A 16751-nucleotide genomic window follows, 5' to 3' on the forward strand; every position below is an offset into this window, starting at 1 on the left:
CTTTAGCCTCCAGCGTCTTTCAATTCATGCCGGCTGTGGCGGTGTGGCGCTCACCTGGGCCACGCCCGCCTCGAACTCCGAACGGAAGTACTTGATCGCGGCGCCCAGCGGCTCCACCGCGCCGGGCGCATGGGCACAGAAGGTCTTGCCGGGACCGAGGAAGTCCACCAGCCGCAGCAGGATGTCCAGGTCCTGGCGTGTGCCCTGGCCGCGCTCCAGTGCGCGCAGGGTCTTCACGCTCCAGGGCAGGCCGTCACGGCATGGCGTGCACCAGCCGCAGGATTCGCGGGCGAAGAACTCTTCCATGTTGCGCAGCAGCGAGACCATGCTGACGGTGTGGTCGACGGCCAGCGCCAGGCCGGTGCCCATGCGCGTGCCGAACTTGGCGACGCCGCCGGCGTACATCTGCGCCTCGAGGTGTTCGGGCAGCAGGAAGCCGGTGCCGGCACCGCCGGGCTGCCAGCATTTGAGGGTGTAGCCATCCTTCATGCCGCCGGCATAGTCCTCGAACAGTTCACGCGCAGTGATGCCGAAGGGCAGTTCCCAGATGCCGGGGTTCTTCACCTTGCCGGAAAAGCCCATCAGTTTGCTGCCGTGGTCTTCGCTGCCGCTGCGCGCCAGGGATTTGTACCAAGGCACGCCGTTGCCGATGATCGCCGGCACGTTGCACAGGGTCTCGACGTTGTTGACGCAGGTCGGCTTGCCCCAGACGCCGACGGCGGCGGGGAAGGGCGGCTTGGCGCGCGGGTTGGCGCGGCGGCCTTCCAGCGAGTTGATCAGCGCGGTTTCCTCGCCACAGATATAGCGACCGGCGCCGGTATGCACGAACAGTTCGAAGTCGAAGCCGCTGCCCAGGATGTTCCTACCCAGCAGGCCGGCGGCCTTGGCTTCGTCGATGGCGCGGTTGAGGATGCGCGCCGCATCGACGTATTCGCCGCGCAGGAAGATATAGCCCCGATAGGCCTTGAGCGCGCGGGCGCTGATGATCATGCCTTCGATCAGCAGGTGCGGCAGCTGCTCCATCAGCAGCCGGTCCTTCCAGGTGTTGGGCTCCATCTCGTCCGCGTTGCACAGCAGGTAGCGGATGTTCTGCGACTCGTCCGCCGGCATCAGCCCCCACTTCACGCCGGTGGGAAAGCCTGCGCCGCCACGGCCCTTGAGGCCGGATTCCTTGACCGTCTGCACGATATCGGCCTGGGCCATTTCGGCCAGTGCCTTGCGCAGCGCGGCGTAGCCGTTCTTCTGACGGTACTCGTCGAGCCAGACCGGCTGGCCGTCGTCGCGCAGGCGCCAGGTCATCGGATGGGTTTCTTCACGGCGTTCGATACGGTTGGCCGGGGCGAAGGATGCAAGCTTCATTGATAGGCCTCCAGCAACTGGGCGACGCCGCCGGGCTGGACGTCACCGAAGGTGTCATCGTCGATCATCAGCGCCGGGGCCTTGTCGCAGTTGCCCAGGCAGCACACCGGAATCAGGGTGAAGCGGCCATCGGCAGTGGTCTGGCCGGGCTCGATGCCAATCTCATGCTTGATGCTGTCCAGCACGCTTTCATGGCCGCCGATGTAGCAGGTCATGCTGTCGCAGACGCGGATGATGTGGCGGCCCACCGGCACGCGGAAAATCTGACTATAGAAGGTGGCCACGCCTTCGACGTCGCTGGCGGGGATGCCGAGAATCTCGCCGATGGCATCGCAGGCGCCGTCCGGCACCCAGCCACGCTGCTTCTGCACGATCTTCAGGGCTTCGATGGACGCCGCGCGCGGGTCTTCGTAATGGTGCATTTCGTGCTCGATGGCCGAGCGTTCGGTTTCGCTGAGGACGAAACGGTCAGTCTTGATCAGAGTGCTCATATCAGCGGTCCACGTCGGCCATAACGAAATCGATGCTGCCCAGGTAGGCGATCAGGTCCGGGATCATGCTGCCGCGAATCACCGCGGGGATCTGCTGCAGATGCGGGAAGCTGGGCGTGCGAATGCGCGTGCGGTAGCTCATGGTGCTGCCGTCGCTGGTCAGGTAGTAGCTGTTGATGCCCTTGGTCGCTTCGATCATCTGGAAGCTCTCGTTGGCCGGCATCACCGGCCCCCAGGAGACCTGCAGGAAGTGCGTGATCAGGGTTTCGATGTGCTGCAGCGTGCGCTCTTTCGGCGGCGGCGTGGTCAGCGGGTGATCGGCCTTGTAGGGGCCTTCAGGCATGTGCTTGAGGCACTGCTCGATGATCTTCAGGCTCTCGCGCATCTCGCCCATCTTGACCATGCAGCGGTCGTAGGCGTCACCGTTGACCGCCAGCGGCACCTCGAACTCGAAGTGCTGGTAGCCGGAGTAGGGGCGTGCCTTGCGAATGTCGAAGTCGCAACCGGTGGCGCGCAGGCCGGCGCCGGTGGTGCCCCATTCCAGCGCTTCCTTGGTGTTGTAGGCGGCGACGCCCTTGGTCCGACCGATGAGGATGCTGTTCTTCAGTGCGGCCTTTTCGTACTCGTTGAGACGCTTGGGCATCCAGTCGAGGAATTCGCGCACTAGCTTGTCCCAGCCGCGCGGCAGGTCGTGGGCGACGCCGCCGATGCGGTACCAGGCCGGGTGCATGCGGAAACCGGTGATGGCCTCGATCACCTGGTAGGCGCGCTGGCGGTCGGTGAAGGTGAAGAACACTGGTGTCATGGCGCCGACGTCCTGGATGTAGGTGCCCAGGTACAGCAGGTGATTCTGGATGCGGAAGAACTCGGCCATCATCACGCGGATGAAGTCGACGCGGTCCGGCACGGTGATGCCGGCCAGTTTCTCCACCGCCAGCACGTAGGGCAGGTTGTTCATCACCCCGCCGAGGTAGTCGATGCGGTCGGTGTAGGGAATATAGCTGTGCCAGCTCTGGCGCTCGGCCATCTTCTCGGCGCCGCGATGGTGGTAGCCGATCTCCGGCACGCAATCGAGGATTTCCTCGCCATCAAGCTGCAGGATGATGCGGAAGGCACCGTGGGCCGAAGGGTGGTTCGGGCCGAGGTTGAGGAACATGTAGTCCTCGTGCTCGCTGTGGCGCTGCATGCCCCAGTCCTCGGGCTTGAAGCGCAGGGCTTCCTGCTCCAGGTCCTGCTTGGCGGCGTTCAGGCTGTAGGGATCGAACTCGGTGGCGCGTGCCGGGTAGTCCTTGCGCAGCGGATGGCCTTCCCAGGTCGGTGGCATCAGCATGCGGGTGAGGAACGGGTGGCCATCGAAGGTGATGCCGAACATGTCCCAGATCTCGCGCTCGTACCAGTTGGCATTGGGCCAGACGGAGACGGCGGTGGGCAGGTTCAGATCGCCTTCGCGGAGCGCGACCTTGATCATCACGTCACTGTTTCGCTCCAGCGACATGAGGTGATAGAAGACGCTGAAGTCGGCGGCGGGCAGGCCCTGGCGCTGGGTGCGCAGGCGCTCGTCGGTGGCGCTCAGGTCGTAGAGCATCACATAGGGCTTGCTGACCTGGCGCAGAAAGCCCAGCACCTCGATGAGCTTTTCGCGGGGCACCCAGAGCACCGGCATGCCGGTCAGGCTGGGTTGCAGCGTGAAGGTTTCGGCGCCGAAGCGCGCGTTCAGTTCGACGACGATATCCTGGTCGTCAGCCTTGTAGGGCGGGATGTACAGAGCATTGCCTGCAGTCATGATCTCGGTCGCTTTCGGTCAACGTTTGGGTGTGCGGAGGCCTTCCGGTCGGGAAAGCCGGAATTCACACGTCGTCGGGGCTGCGCAGGTTGGTGACCTGGATACGCTGTTCGCGTCGCTGTTCCTTCTGCGACGGCATCTCGGCGCGATAGACGCCTTGATCGCCGACGACCCAGGAAAGCGGACGGCGCTCCTTGCCGATGGATTCCTGCAGCAGTTGCAAACCTTGCAGGAACGCCTCGGGGCGCGGCGGGCAGCCGGGTATGTACACGTCCACGGGGAGGAACTTGTCGACCCCCTGAACGACCGAGTAGATGTCGTACATACCACCGGAATTGGCGCACGAACCCATGGAAATGACCCACTTGGGTTCGAGCATCTGTTCGTAGAGGCGCTGGATGATGGGCGCCATCTTGATGAAGCAGGTGCCGGCAATGACCATGAAGTCGGCCTGGCGCGGCGAGGCACGGATCACCTCGGCACCGAAGCGGGCGATGTCATGCGGCGCGGTGAAGGCTGTGGTCATCTCCACATAGCAGCACGACAGGCCGAAGTTGTACGGCCAGAGGGAATTCTTGCGCCCCCAGTTGACCGCGCCACTCAGCACGTCTTCCAGCTTGCCCATGTAGATGTTGCGATGAACCTGGTCTTCTAATGGATCGGCAACCGTCTCCTGCTGGCCGATCGGATAACGGTCATTGACCGCATCCGGATCGATCCGGGTAAGTTTGTATTGCATGTGAAGAGCCTCATTGTTTTAGCTTCGCCTGTCGCTCGCGACGGCTGGATGGCGCCCAATCGAGCGCACCCACCCGCCAAAGGTAGACAAGACCCGCCAACAGAATTGCTATGAATACGGTAGCTTCAATGAGGCCCGCCCAGCCGCTTTCGCGCACCGAGACAGCCCAGGCAAAGAGGTATAGGGCTTCAACGTCGAAGATCACGAAGAGCATCGCGACCAGATAGAATTTTGCGGAGAAGCGCAGTCGTGCATTGCCCGTGGGCAGAATGCCGGACTCGAAGGGTTCGTTCTTGGCGCGGCCCCAGGCCTTGCTGCCGAGCAGGCTGGAGGCGCCGAGCATGAATGCGCAGAGCGCTGCGACGCCCAGAAGGAATATTGCAAAGCCCCAGTTGTGGGACAGGGACAAATCAGGCATGCCGGACTCCTTGTCGGAACGGCTCGAAGGCTTTACGACGTGTCGCATGTGTGACAACGCGTCGCATGTATACAATGTCGTGGCATTCTAGGCCCATCGCTTGAGCAAGTACATGGGCTTATGAAACTTTTTGAAATGTTTTTGCGGCGAATACGATTCGGTGTCAGTTGTGACGTATCGTCGCAGCAAACGTTCAGGCTCGCCTTGACCGGCATCATCGCCGGGTCGCCTTTCGCGAGAGTCGAGGGAAACGAATGCCAACAGTCTGTCGGGGCGTTTGGCGACGGAAGGAATTGCGAATGCAGTTCTGTCGGTTGACAGAGGCAATACGGCTTCCCTACAGTTTCGTTAATGCGCCGATTTAGTCAGCTACTTGCGGGGCGCCGGGAACCGGAAGGTTCCGAAATACCGCTAAAGCGCTGGTTCCGGTGAAGCCTCCCACCGCTGCCCAGCGGAACAGGTGAGGCGGAATCCCGTATATGAATGCAACTCGCGCACGCTTATCTCTGGCTCCGATCCTCTGCGGGCCGGTTCGCTCCAATCCCAGAGTCCTTCTCGCAGGCATCCATCAGTCATCACTGCTGCGCTATCTCGATGGCTGGCCACGCCGCAACGGCAAGTCCCGTGCCTTGCTTGTCCAGTTCGCCGCTGCCGATGAGTCCCTGACTCGCTTCGCGGATAACAGCTTCGATCTTGCGGTGATCCAGTCGCCTACGGTCGATTGCCTCGAAAGCTGCATTCGCGAACTGACACGGGTTGCGCGCCAGGGGTTGATCACCCGTCGCTGAGTGGTTGGGTTGTAGGTTCTAGCGTGCTTTGCCCCTTCGAGGGGCCTGTGTTGGACAGACAAGATTGCGCCCCTCCATATCACAGGTCGGGCGCATTGCCATCATCTGCACCGCCTGCCGATGCCCTGGCCTTGAATACCTTGACCACCTCGCTGACGAAACTCACCACCAGCATCCGCTCGTTGTCGGGCAGGCCCTGAATCATTTCCCCTATGGACTGGGCATGCTCAGCGGCGTTGGCGGGGGCGGCGCGGAAAAGGTCGCTCGGCGAGCACTCCAGAATATCGGCGATCTGCTGTAGCCGGGGCAGAGTCGGCGATATCACTCCGTTTTCCATACGGCTGATCGTTTCTTTCTCGACGCCCATGATTTCTGCCACCTGTGCCTGAGTCATTCCTTTGGTCTTGCGACGGGCGGCAATCGCCATGCCCACCTCGTACACCAGTCCTTTGCCTTTCATTCGCTTAGCCTCTCACGTCATTGGGTGTGACGTTTTGAGTCATTCTCTAAGCGTCCGTTCGAGAAAAGAATGGCTTTTAACGTTAACAATATAGGCTTTAAACATCATTTTTCATTGACGTTCATCATGCACGCAAGCGATAGTTGTGGCATCAGAGTGCTATCTAGAGCGCTGCCGGAGATTTGCGCGGGGAAATGGAATGCTGGCCAACTTGAAAATACGCACAGGAATTATCGATCGTCCTTTTCACTTTGATCGCAGCTCTGCTGGTGTCGACTTTCACCGCCTGGAGAGGTGCCAAGATCAGCATGGAGCAGATTCAGAACCTGCATCTGCAAGGGATCGAGCGCGGTGGTCAGTTGCAGAAAGCTTATGCTCGTCTGTTGCGCGCCCGCATCGGTATGGCTGGGGCTTTTCTGGAAACCAGCGCCGGCGATATGGACAAGGCACAGGCCACCCTGGTCATCACCGAAAGATTGATCGACGAGGCGGACACCGCCTTCGCTGCATTCATCCACGACAGCGCCGGGGATTCCTGGCGGAGCCTGGAACAGAACCTGCAACAGGCGTTCACTGTCTATTACGTGGCGCTGGAGGAGCAACTGCAGGTGCTGCACGCCGGGTCTCTGAGTCGCTACATCGAGGTCAACCTGACGGCCCGTGCGGCGAACGACAGCTTCGACAAGGCGTTGCAGGACTATGAGCAGCGCATGGACGCCTATACCACCGCAGTCATGCAGGACGCCCATGACCGTTATGCGCTGGCCTTGACCGAGGCCATTGTGCTGACCCTCATGACCCTGCTGCTGGCGGCTGGCTGCTGGTGGTTCGTCACAACCCGTGTGCTCGCTCCGCTACGTGAAGTCGGAAGCATCTTCGGTCGCATCGCCGAAGGCGACCTGACCAGCCGGATCGAAGTGCGCTCGACCAACGAGATCGGCGTGTTGTTCGCCTCACTCGCAAGCATGCAGGAAAGCCAGCGCGAAACGATCGGCAGGATTTCCACTTCGTCGAGCCAGCTTGCTTCCGCTGCCGAAGAGCTCAGCGCGGTCACCGAGGAATCCAATCGCGGTCTGCATCAGCAACACCAGGAGCTGGAGCAGGCAGCGACCGCGGTGAACGAAATGACCACCGCGGTGGACGAAGTTGCACGCAACGCGGTGTCCACGGCTCAGGCTTCCAATGACTCCAATCAGTTGGCGCAGCAGAGCCGCGTCCAGGTCCAGAGCACCCTTGCCGAGGTGGAGGCCATGACCCAGGATATCGAGCTCACTTCGCAATTGGTGCGGGAACTGGCCGAACAGGCGCACAGCATCGGCAAGGTGCTCGATGTGATTCGGGCCGTATCGGAGCAGACCAACCTGCTGGCACTCAACGCCGCCATCGAAGCCGCACGCGCCGGCGAGGCCGGACGTGGCTTCGCCGTGGTCGCCGACGAAGTGCGTACCCTGGCCCAGCGCACTCAGGAATCGACCGGTGAGATCGAACTGATGATCGGGAGCATCCGCAACGGTACCGACCAGGCCGTCGAGTCGATGGCTGTCAGCACCCGCAGGGCGAAGTCCTCGCTGGATTCGACCCGCAACGCCGGCCAGGTGCTGGAGGATATCTTCCAGCGCGTGATGCAGATCAGCGAGCGCAACCTGGTGATCGCCAGCGCGGCAGAAGAGCAGGCTCAGGTGACCCGCGAGGTGGATCGCAACCTGATCAATATCCGCGACCTTTCCACCAGTGCTGCGACCGGTGCCAACCAGACCAGCGCGGCCAGCAACGAGCTGTCGCGTCTGGCGGTTGGGCTCCATGAAATGGTAAGGCGCTTCACACTCTAGTTTCGTAGCGATCTGCATTGCCGGCCAGGTGATCCGAGGCAAGCCACGCCCCTTAGAACCCCCGACTACTGGCGAACTGTCTATGCCAAGTGCAAGCAATCTCATGGACCTTATCCGGAAGGCACTCGACAGTCTGCTGACGGACTCCCTGCAAGAACTGATGGCGTTGATCTGCCAGGAAATAGAACGGATTGCACCGGATGCGCTCGTCTTCATCATGCGCGCCGACGAGCAGGGGATATTGCGGCTGCTGGTGGGCTCCGGCTTGTCTGTCCGGCAGGTCCAGGTGCTGGAAGAACTGCTCGCCAGTACGATGACCGGCTGCAGTGCCATGCAATCCGTGGATACTGCTGGTGTTTCGGTGGCGCAAGGCTTGCGCGCCATCGTCGTGCCCTGGGGTACAAGCTGCTGGGCGAAGACCATTCATTCCGGAAATGGCCGGATGCTCGGGGCTCTCGCCGTTCAGTTGCGTGAAACGTCCACACCCAGCCCGCTGCACCGGAGCCTGATCGATACCTGCGTTCCACTCTGTGCCCTGGCTCTGGAGCGGGAGGAAAGCCGCGCCCGCCTGCACCGCATGGCCTTTTACGATGAGCTCACTGGGTTGCCCAACCGCAGCCTGCTGCTGGTCAGGGCGGGACAGGCAGTCGTCCAGGCGCAGTGCGACAAGGGCACGCTTGCTGTGCTGTTCATCGACCTTGACCGTTTCAAGCGAGTCAATAATTCCCTTGGCCGGACCGGCGGTGACGAACTGTTGTGCCTGGTTGCCCGTTGTCTCGAACAGGGCCGGCGCCGCTCGGACATCGTCGCTCGCCTGTCCGGTGACGAGTTCGTTCTGGTATTGCCACAGTGCAGTGGTCAACAGGCCGCCATGCTGGCCCGGCAACTGCTGGTCACTCTTGGCAAACCCTGCAGGGTTGCCGACGTCCCCCTTGTACCCTCGGCCAGCATCGGCATCAGCCTGTTCCCCGGCGACGGCCATGATATCGACACGCTGATCCATCGTGCCGATATGGCGATGTGCCGGGCGAAAATCGTCGGATCGGGTCGATTCTGCTTCTTCAGTGAGGAGTTGAAACGGTCAGCCCTGGAGTAGCCCCTGGAAAACGCTCTGCGCGCAGCCATCGAGCAGAATCAGCTGCAATTGTATTACCAGCCGCAGATTTTTTTGCGTGAGGGGCTGTTGCATGGCGTGGAGGCCCTGGCTCGCTGGCGGCACCCGCAACTGGGTGATATTTCCCCGGCAAGCTTCGTTCCTCTGGCGGAGCAGTCTGGGCTGATAGACGCGCTTGGGCGATGGGTATTGCATGAAGCCTGCCGCCAACTCGCTGTCTGGCGCCAGCGGGGGTTGGAGACTCCGGCAGTGTCGATCAATCTGTCGCCCTCCAATTTTCATGACCTCGACCTGCCAGCGGTGATCGCCAGCACTTTGGCGCAATACGGACTCAAGGGCACTGACCTGACGCTGGAAATAACTGAAAGCGTGCTGATGGATAACACTCCCGTTTTTCGCAAGACCCTCCATCAGGTTCATGCCCAGGGCGTCTCGCTGGCGATGGATGATTTTGGTACCGGCTTCTCCAGCCTCAGCCATCTGCATCGCCTGCCCATCGGTGAGCTCAAGCTGGATCGTAGCTTCGTCTACGATCTGGAGCGCGATAACACAAGCCGGACCCTGAGCCGTGCGGTAATCGGCCTTGGTGAAAGCCTGCACTTGACGGTGGTAGCCGAAGGCATCGAAACCGAAGGGCAGCGCCGTATTCTCAAGCAGCTGGGTTATCACGTGGGGCAAGGCTATCTGTTCTCACCGCCGTTGCCTCCTGATGAGCTTGAGATATGGCTGGCTGAGAGGCCGCTCCGGTGTGTTTCTTCGCTCGCTCCGCAAGACTGATTCTGACCCGTTCGCAGAAATCCTATCGGGCGCGCACTCTGCTCATTGCGCTGAACTGTTCAGCGGGGGTACAGGGGCGGCAGGGTGATCGTATCCGGTTGGGCGTCAGGGGGATGCGCCGCCGGAAGGTCTTGAATGGCCTGCCACAGTGCTTCGCCCTGCCAGCGTTGACCGGTTTCGCTGTAGAGCGCGCCGTTGAGACCGTCGAGCGCGTCGGACAGCGGTACGAAACGTGCGGCCATGTCGGCCAGGGTTTCCGGCTGTTGCCGCGCCCAGGCGTCGATGGCGTGACGGGTCGCCTGGGTGTCGTTGGCCTGACAGGCGCGTTTGAGGTCATCGAGCAGGCTGCGAGGTGTCGGCCCGGCCTGGGCGGTGCGAACGATGGCCGGCTGGCTGCGCGCGTGCAGCCAGAGGCCGAAGCCGAGCAGGGTGGTCAGAGCCAGTAGCAGGCTGCTCAACTGCCAGGGCCAGAGCAGTAGGGTTTCAGTCGGCGTCGGGTTGGCCGGGGCTTCGATGGCGGGCTGTTGCAGTTCCGGATTGTCCGCCACCTGCAGTGGCCGGGCGGGCAGCGAGCTGCGTTCCAGACGGTCTTCGGCGGTATTCCACCAGACCAGTTCGATGGCCGGTAGAAGAAAGTCGCCGGGCTGCGTTGCCACCAGCGCCTCACGCTGTTCACGGCTGCCGCTGACGCCACCGGCGGCGACTTCGTTGCGCAGGCTGGGTTGATCGGGATAGCCACGCAAGCCTGGCACCTGTGTCGACAGCAGTGGCGGCAGCTGGGCGCTGGTCAGGCCTTCGGCCTTGAGCAGCAGGCTGCGCGTCAGGGCTTCGCCGATTCTGGCCTCCTGTGGCTCCGGACTCCAGGCTTCGACCAGGGTCAGGTTGGTGGCGGGTAACCAGGGTGCATCAGCCGGGTATTCGGCTGGCTTGGGTTTGACCTGCAGCGGGATGGACGGCGATTTGACCTGGGTCGAGCGACCGAAGCGCGAGCCGAAGCGATCACCCGTGGCCGGGGCAACCGCCGTGGCGCTGAACAGTTGCGAGGGAATGGTCAGCGCTCCGCTTTTCTGCGGAAACAGGGCATAGCGGATTTCGATCACACCGTGACGGATGCCGTTGATGTCCTTTTCGTAGGTGCGCGGTTCGTCGAGCCGCTCCACCAGCGCATCGCTCATCTGCAGCGGTGAGAGGGTGCTGTCGTCGTAGAGCGAAACCGAGTGATAGATGCGCAGGGTGAGCAGCACCTGGGCCTGTACATAGACGCTGTCCTGGTCGAGGCTGGCATCGATGAAGATGGGCGCCAGCCGGTCGCCGTCTTCGGCGCTGGTCTCGCGCACATGCAGGGTGATGGGCTCGCTGTGCAACTCACCGACCTGCAAGGGAGGGATCACCACGTAACCGCTCTGCTGGGGCTGCAAGGTGATCAGCCACTGGGTGATGGCGCGTGCCTGGCCGTTGATGCTCGACAGCTGATTGAGCTGGCGGCTGCCGAAGACCTTGAACAGGCCGTCGAGCGGTTGCAGGTCCGGCCTGCCGAAGATCGTCGCATCGTCGGTTTCGAGGGTGAGCTCCAGCGTTTCATCCAGGCTCAGCTGGGTGCGGTCGACACGTGCCGTCAGGCTCGCCGCGCTTGCCTGCAGGCCAAGCAGCATGAGAAGGATCAGGGTCAGCAGACGCATGATGGATTCATTCCCGGTTCATTTCCTGACGCTTGCGATGTTCATGGAGAAACTTGCGCCGCAGCAGCTCGCCGGGGTTGTCCGGCACCTTGCGCAGCCACTGCTCCAGCGCCTGATCCTGTTCCGGATCGGCGAAGGCGTCCCCGGCCTGGGCAGGCTGTGCATCGGCTTCGGCCTGGGCGGTTTCGTCGCTTGCTTCAGCCGCTGGCGGAGTGGACGCATTCTGCTCGTCGCCGGCTGCGGCGGGTTCTCCCGGCGCGGTGGCGGCGTCACGGGTCGAGGCTGACTGCTCCGACGATGGGCCACCGTCAGCAGAGTCCTGCGGAGGCTGGTGTTGTTGCCCCTGCTGTTCGCGCTGGCGCAGCAGTTCTTCGACCAGGGTTTTGTTGTGCTGTGCCGCCTGCAAACCGGGGGCCTGTTCCAGCGCCTGGTCATAGGCTTCGATGGCCGATTCGAGCTGTTCGTTGCGTGCCAGTGCATTGCCGCGGTTGTAGTGATCGCTGGCGCTATCGCCCTGGGCGAAGCGCTCGGCGGCGCCAGCGAAGTCACCGGCCTGGTAGCGGGCAAAACCCTGCCAGCGGTAATCCTCGAAGCGTTCGGCGGCCTCGGCGGGACGCCGTTGCTCGAGCAGGCGCATGCCTTGCTGGTCCGGGCGCTGCCAGAGGTCATCCATGCCGAGGGCGCTGGCCGGCGGCGGCAGGACGATCAGCAAAGGCAGACAGAGCAGCCAGCCGCGCCGCCCGGCACAGGCTGCCAGCAGCAGGAGTGGCAGCAACAGCCAGTGGCCCTGATCCAGCCAGATGTCGAGTTGCGTGGTCTCGTCGTCACGCGCCTGCAGGGCGCCGCCGCGTTCCAGCAGGCCCAGGCTGCGCAGGTCCTGATCATCGAGGCGGGCTTGCTGGTAGCGGCCACCGCTGTCGTTGGCGAAGCGCCGCAGGGCGCTGTCGTCCAGGCGTGGAATCAGGATCGCGCCCTTGTCGTCCTTGAGAAAGCTGCCGTCCTCACTGGCAATGGGCGCGCCCTGGCGGGTGCCGATGCCGAGGATCAGCAGGCGCAGGCCGGCAGCCTTCAGCTGTGCCTGGATGCCGTTGCGCTCGTGCTCGTCCAGGCTGCTGCCGATCAGCAGCAGGCGCCCACGGCCACGTGCGCCCTGTTCGAGCAGTGCGATACCCTGGGCGACCGCCAGATCGGCGCGCTGGCCGGGCGCGGGCATCAGGTCGGGGTGCAGGGCATCGAGCAGGTTCTGTGTCGTGGCCAGATCCCGGGTCAGCGGCACCAGGGTATGGGCGCTGCCGGCAAACACCACCACGGCGGTCTGGGCATCCTGGCGCGCCTGCAGTAGATCGAGAATCTTGTGTTTGGCCTGCTCCAGACGGCTGGGCCGTACGTCTGCGGCGAGCATGGCCGGCGTCAGGTCGAGCAGTATCACCAGCGGGTCATCGCGCGACAGGCCGGGCTGTTCGGCCTGCTGCCAGCTCGGGCCGAGCAGCGCCAGGCAGGCCAGCAGCCAGGCGCAGCCGAGCAGCAGCCAGGGCAGCCGGCTGTTGCGCAGCTTGCCACTCGTCAGCAGTACCGCATGAAAGGCTTCGGGCAGCAGGCGCTGCCAGCGTCCGGTCTGCCGACGGCGATGCCAGAGGCGCCACAGCAGCCAGAGCGGCAGCGGCATGAGCAGCAGCCAGAAGGGTCTGAGCAGATGTGGCCAGAAGTCGATCACGGCTGTTTCCCGGGCAAGAGCCGCTGCAACGGTGTCGGCCAGAGGCGGCTTGCCACCAGCAACAGGCTGAGCAGCAGGGCCGCCGCCAATGGCCAGACGTACAGGGCATCGGCGACGTGTGCCTGCGCTGGTTGCTGAGCGGTCGGTTCGAGCTGGTCGAGGGCGGCGCCGATGGCTTTCAGCTCGTCGCTGGAGCGGGCGCGGAAATACTCGCCGCCGGTCTGTTCGGCGATGGCGCGCAGGGTCGGTTCGTCGAGGTCGGACGCGTTGAAGCCGAAATGCCCGAGTGCGCCATCTGCCGGGGTGGCGGCGCCGATGCCGATGGTATGTACCTTTACATTCTGCGCGGCGGCCAGGCGTGCCGCGAGCAGAGGGTCGATCTCGCCGCCATTGTTGGCGCCGTCGGTGATCAGCACCAGCACGCGGCTATCCGCCGGACGCTCGCGCAAGCGCTTGAGCGCCAGCCCGATGGCATCGCCAATGGCCGTATTGTTGCCGGCGATGCCCGGGCTGGCATCGTCGAGCCAGGTGCGTACGGTCTGCCGGTCGAAGGTCAGTGGTGCCTGCAGGTAGGCCTTGCTGCCGAACAGGATCAGCCCGACGCGATCGCCATGACGCTCGATGATGAAGTCGCCGAACAACTGCTTGACCAGTTCCAGACGACTGACTTCATGGCCTTGCCACTGCATGTCGGGGTAGTCCATCGAGCCGGACACATCCACCGCCAGCAGCAGGTCGCGACCGCTGGTGGGCAAGGGCAGCGGTTCGCCGAGCCATTGCGGGCGGGCGGCGGCGCACAGCAGCAGCAGCCAGACCAGCGCGTAGGGTATCTGCTGGCGCCAGGCGGGCAGGGCGATGCTGGCGCGGCGACCGGACAGGGCCTGGAGGTCGTCGAGAAAGCTGACCTTCAGCGCGGCATCGCCGCTGTCGGCGGCGGGCAGCAACCCGCGCATGACCCAGGGCAGGGGCAGCAGGAGGAATATCCAGGGCCAGGCCAGCTCAAACATGCTTGCGAATCCAGATCTGCACGGCCTGTTCCAGGCCTGCGATGGCCTTGTCGTCCAGCCGGCACTCGGCGCGATAACCACCCTCGACCAGCACCATCCAGCGTGTCAGCCCCGCTGCCGGGCAGCGGTTGTCGAGAAATGCCAGCCAGGCGCGCCCGCTGAGCGTATGCGAATTGTCATCGGGGTAGCGGATGCGGCAGAGGCGCTTGAGCAGGGCGTTGAGTTGCTGCAACCACTGGTTGGCGGGTTGGCCGTCGTAGGGCTTGCTCAACCGGGCCAGCTCGGCCAGGGCGATATGCCGGTGCGGCTCGATCTCGGTTTCGTGCTCGCTGCTGTCGTTTCGCTGCAGATAGCGCCAGGGGCGCAGACGCACTGCCAGCAGGATGGCGAGCGCCAGCGCAGCGAGAAACCACCAGCCCGGTGCGGGTGGCCACCAGGCAATCGGCGGCGGTGCGATCAGCGGCTGAAGGTCCTCGATGCTGTTCATCGCCTGGCACCGGGTTGTTGCACGCTCAGGTGTTCGCGCAGCTGTTCCACCAGTTCACGCTGGGTGCCCAGCGGCATCAGCGGCGAGCGCAGACGGTCGGCCAGGCGCTGCCAGCGGTCGCTACGCGCCTGGGCCTGCTGACGCCAGGTCTGGCGCAGCGCGGCATCATGGGTATCGAGCTCCAGGCGCGCGTTGCCCTGGGCGAAGCGCAGGTGGCCGGCGGCAGGCAGGGCGTGGTCCAGCGGGTCGGAAAGCGGCATGAGCAGCAGATCGACGTGGCGCGCGAGCAGGGTCAGTTGTTGTTCGGCGCTGTCGCTCAGGGTGCGTTCATCGCAGATGATCACCGCCAGGCTGCCGGGGCGCAGCACTTCGCGGGCTCTTCTCAGGGCCATGCCGAACGCTTCGGGGGTGCTGAACTGGTCGGCGGCCAGTGCGGCGTTGGCACGGGCCAGTCGGTCGAGCAGTTGCAGCAGGCTCTGTTTGCTCCGTCGTGGCTTGATCTCGCGCTGTTCGCCCTGACCGAAGACCAGTCCGCCAACGCGATCATTGTGGCTCAGCGCGGCCCAGCCGATCAGGCTGGCAGTCTGCGCCGCGAGCACTGACTTGAGTGCCAGGCCGCTGCCGAAGAACAGTCGCGGGCTCTGTTCGACGAGGATATAGATGGGCCGCTCGCGTTCCTCGTGAAACAGCTTGGTGTGAGGCTCCTGGGTGCGCGCCGTGACACGCCAGTCGATGGTGCGCACATCATCGCCGGCCTGGTAGATGCGTACCTGATCGAAATCCACGCCGCGCCCGCGCAGCTTGGAATGGTGCAGGCCAACCAGCGGCGCGCGCCGCTGCGGGCTGGAAAACAGCGGGACTTCACGGACCCGGTGGCGCATGTCGATCAGCTCGGCCAGGCTCACGCGAATGCCGGCGCCAGAGGTGCGGGCCGTCTGGGCGGCAGTGTCGGGCGCCGAAGCATGCATCACGCCACCGCGACCACGTCGAGGATGCGCTGCAGGACACGGTCCTGGTCGATGCCGGAGGCCTCGGCCTCGAATGACAGGATCAGGCGATGGCGCAGCACATCGAACAGCATGGCCTGGATATCCTCGGGGCTGACGAAATCGCGGCCCGCCAGCCAGGCGTGGGCGCGTGCGCAGCGGTCCAGCGCAATCGAGCCACGCGGGCTGGCGCCATAGGCGATCCAGCTGGCCAGCTCGGCATCGAATTTGGCCGGCGTACGGGTCGCCATGACCAGTTGCACCAGGTATTCCTCCACCGCATCGGCCATGTACAGGTCGAGGACTTCCTTGCGCGCGGCGAAGATCGCTTGCTGCGAGACGCGATGTTCCGGCGTGGTTTCGCCGTTGATGGCTTCGCCCCGGGCCTGCTGCAGGATGCGACGCTCCACTGACGCGTCGGGAAAGCCGAGCCGCACGTGCAGCAGGAAACGGTCCAGTTGCGCCTCGGGTAACGGGTAGGTGCCTTCATGCTCGATGGGGTTCTGCGTGGCCATCACCAGAAATAGTGGCGACAGGTCGTAGGTGCTGCGACCGACGCTGACCTGGCGCTCGGCCATCGCTTCGAGCAGTGCGGACTGGACCTTCGCCGGTGCGCGGTTGATTTCGTCGGCCAGCACCAGGTTGTGGAAAATCGGCCCCTGCTGGAAGACGAAGCTGCCGGTTTCCGGACGATAGATTTCGGTACCGGTGATGTCGGCGGGCAGCAGGTCCGGGGTGAACTGGATGCGGTGGAATTCGGCTTCCAGGCCGCCGGCAAGCTCCTTGATGGCGCGGGTCTTGGCCAGGCCGGGCGCGCCTTCGACCAGTAGATGACCGTCGGCCAGCAGTGCGATCAGCAGCCGCTCGATCAGGCGTTCCTGGCCAAGAATCTGGGTAGAAAGGAACTGTCGCAAGGCGACCATTGCTTCACGGTGGTCCATCTTCGGGCTCTTCTGAAAAGGGCAGGGCGCGCCGGGTCAGACTTTAATTCATTGGCGGGTTCGAGGCTATGTGCGGCTCGGCAACTTATGTGGTCGCGACGAAATGGGGGGCAGACCCAGGCCTGGGGTTGAACTAAGGTGTTTCGTCATCAGTCATGTCCGCAAGGGTGTGTCGAACC

General features: G+C 63.6%; 15 protein-coding genes and 1 pseudogene. 4 read left to right on the forward strand and 12 right to left on the reverse strand.

The annotated features are described in order from the left end of the window. Positions 1-24 precede the first annotated feature (24 nt). The 5 genes from nuoF to G7020_RS15245 all read right to left on the reverse strand — a co-directional run bounded on the left by nuoF (position 25) and on the right by G7020_RS15245 (position 4790). Positions 25-1359 (reverse strand): NADH-quinone oxidoreductase subunit NuoF, encoded by a 1335-nt coding sequence (gene nuoF, locus G7020_RS15225; RefSeq protein ID WP_181085926.1) that lies wholly within the window; start codon positions 1357-1359, stop codon positions 25-27. Then, entirely contained in the window at positions 1356-1850 is a 495-nt protein-coding gene (gene nuoE / locus G7020_RS15230) for an NADH-quinone oxidoreductase subunit NuoE (protein ID WP_181085928.1), read from the reverse strand. Before nuoE ends, nuoF begins: the two co-directional genes overlap by 4 nt. Before the next feature lies 1 nt (position 1851). Then, entirely contained in the window at positions 1852-3633 is a 1782-nt protein-coding gene (gene nuoC, locus G7020_RS15235; RefSeq protein ID WP_181085930.1) for an NADH-quinone oxidoreductase subunit C/D, read from the reverse strand. 64 nt (positions 3634-3697) lie between these two features. Further along, on the reverse strand, positions 3698-4372 hold the full coding sequence (locus tag G7020_RS15240) for a NuoB/complex I 20 kDa subunit family protein (protein ID WP_014852512.1): 675 nt from the start codon (positions 4370-4372) through the stop codon (positions 3698-3700). Between the two features lie 10 nt (positions 4373-4382). Beyond that, a complete protein-coding gene (locus G7020_RS15245; RefSeq protein ID WP_181085932.1) occupies positions 4383-4790 on the reverse strand; it encodes an NADH-quinone oxidoreductase subunit A in 408 nt (135 codons plus the stop codon). A gap of 479 nt (positions 4791-5269) precedes the next feature. On the opposite strand from G7020_RS15245, the gene G7020_RS15250 reads away from it, so the two are divergent. Beyond that, entirely contained in the window at positions 5270-5578 is a 309-nt protein-coding gene (locus tag G7020_RS15250) for a class I SAM-dependent methyltransferase (RefSeq protein ID WP_181085934.1), read from the forward strand. Between the two features lie 79 nt (positions 5579-5657). On the opposite strand, the gene G7020_RS15255 is transcribed toward G7020_RS15250, so the two are convergent. Next, complete coding sequence (locus G7020_RS15255) at positions 5658-6005, reverse strand: helix-turn-helix domain-containing protein (protein WP_258189364.1); 348 nt, start codon at positions 6003-6005, stop codon at positions 5658-5660. A gap of 302 nt (positions 6006-6307) precedes the next feature. Here G7020_RS15255 and G7020_RS15260 point away from each other — a divergent pair, with 302 nt between their 5' ends. The 3 genes from G7020_RS15260 to G7020_RS24085 all read left to right on the forward strand — a co-directional run bounded on the left by G7020_RS15260 (position 6308) and on the right by G7020_RS24085 (position 9758). Further along, positions 6308-7867: a methyl-accepting chemotaxis protein gene (locus tag G7020_RS15260; RefSeq protein WP_423835662.1), complete on the forward strand. Its 1560-nt coding sequence runs from the start codon at positions 6308-6310 to the stop codon at positions 7865-7867. Between the two features lie 103 nt (positions 7868-7970). Continuing rightward, positions 7971-8963, forward strand: a complete 993-nt coding sequence (locus tag G7020_RS24080) for a GGDEF domain-containing protein (protein WP_258189365.1) — start codon at positions 7971-7973, stop codon at positions 8961-8963. Between the two features lie 15 nt (positions 8964-8978). Next, positions 8979-9758: a putative bifunctional diguanylate cyclase/phosphodiesterase gene (locus G7020_RS24085; protein ID WP_258189366.1), complete on the forward strand. Its 780-nt coding sequence runs from the start codon at positions 8979-8981 to the stop codon at positions 9756-9758. A 59-nt stretch (positions 9759-9817) separates the two neighbouring features. Here the strand turns inward: G7020_RS24085 and G7020_RS15270 are convergent, their stop codons facing one another. From G7020_RS15270 to G7020_RS15295, 6 genes and pseudogenes are all read right to left on the reverse strand, one after another. After that, positions 9818-11440, reverse strand: a complete 1623-nt coding sequence (locus tag G7020_RS15270) for a BatD family protein (protein ID WP_181086042.1) — start codon at positions 11438-11440, stop codon at positions 9818-9820. A 4-nt stretch (positions 11441-11444) separates the two neighbouring features. Then, positions 11445-13151, reverse strand: coding sequence for a VWA domain-containing protein (locus tag G7020_RS15275; RefSeq protein ID WP_181085940.1), 1707 nt, complete (start codon positions 13149-13151; stop codon positions 11445-11447). Then, positions 13148-14158 carry a VWA domain-containing protein gene (locus G7020_RS15280; RefSeq protein WP_181085942.1) on the reverse strand — a complete coding sequence of 337 codons (1011 nt, stop codon included), beginning with the start codon at positions 14156-14158 and terminating at the stop codon, positions 13148-13150. The genes G7020_RS15275 and G7020_RS15280 overlap by 4 nt, the downstream gene beginning before the upstream one ends. After that, positions 14151-14645, reverse strand: coding sequence for a DUF4381 domain-containing protein (locus G7020_RS15285; protein ID WP_181085944.1), 495 nt, complete (start codon positions 14643-14645; stop codon positions 14151-14153). Before G7020_RS15285 ends, G7020_RS15280 begins: the two co-directional genes overlap by 8 nt. Next, on the reverse strand, positions 14642-15613 hold the full coding sequence (locus G7020_RS15290; protein WP_181085947.1) for a DUF58 domain-containing protein: 972 nt from the start codon (positions 15611-15613) through the stop codon (positions 14642-14644). Before G7020_RS15290 ends, G7020_RS15285 begins: the two co-directional genes overlap by 4 nt. Next, a pseudogene (locus G7020_RS15295) lies at positions 15613-16597 on the reverse strand (AAA family ATPase). Before G7020_RS15295 ends, G7020_RS15290 begins: the two are co-directional and overlap by 1 nt. Positions 16598-16751: the final 154 nt, after the last annotated feature.

It is taken from the genome of Stutzerimonas stutzeri, from assembly GCF_013522825.1.
GTDB lineage: Bacteria > Pseudomonadota > Gammaproteobacteria > Pseudomonadales > Pseudomonadaceae > Stutzerimonas > Stutzerimonas stutzeri_AK.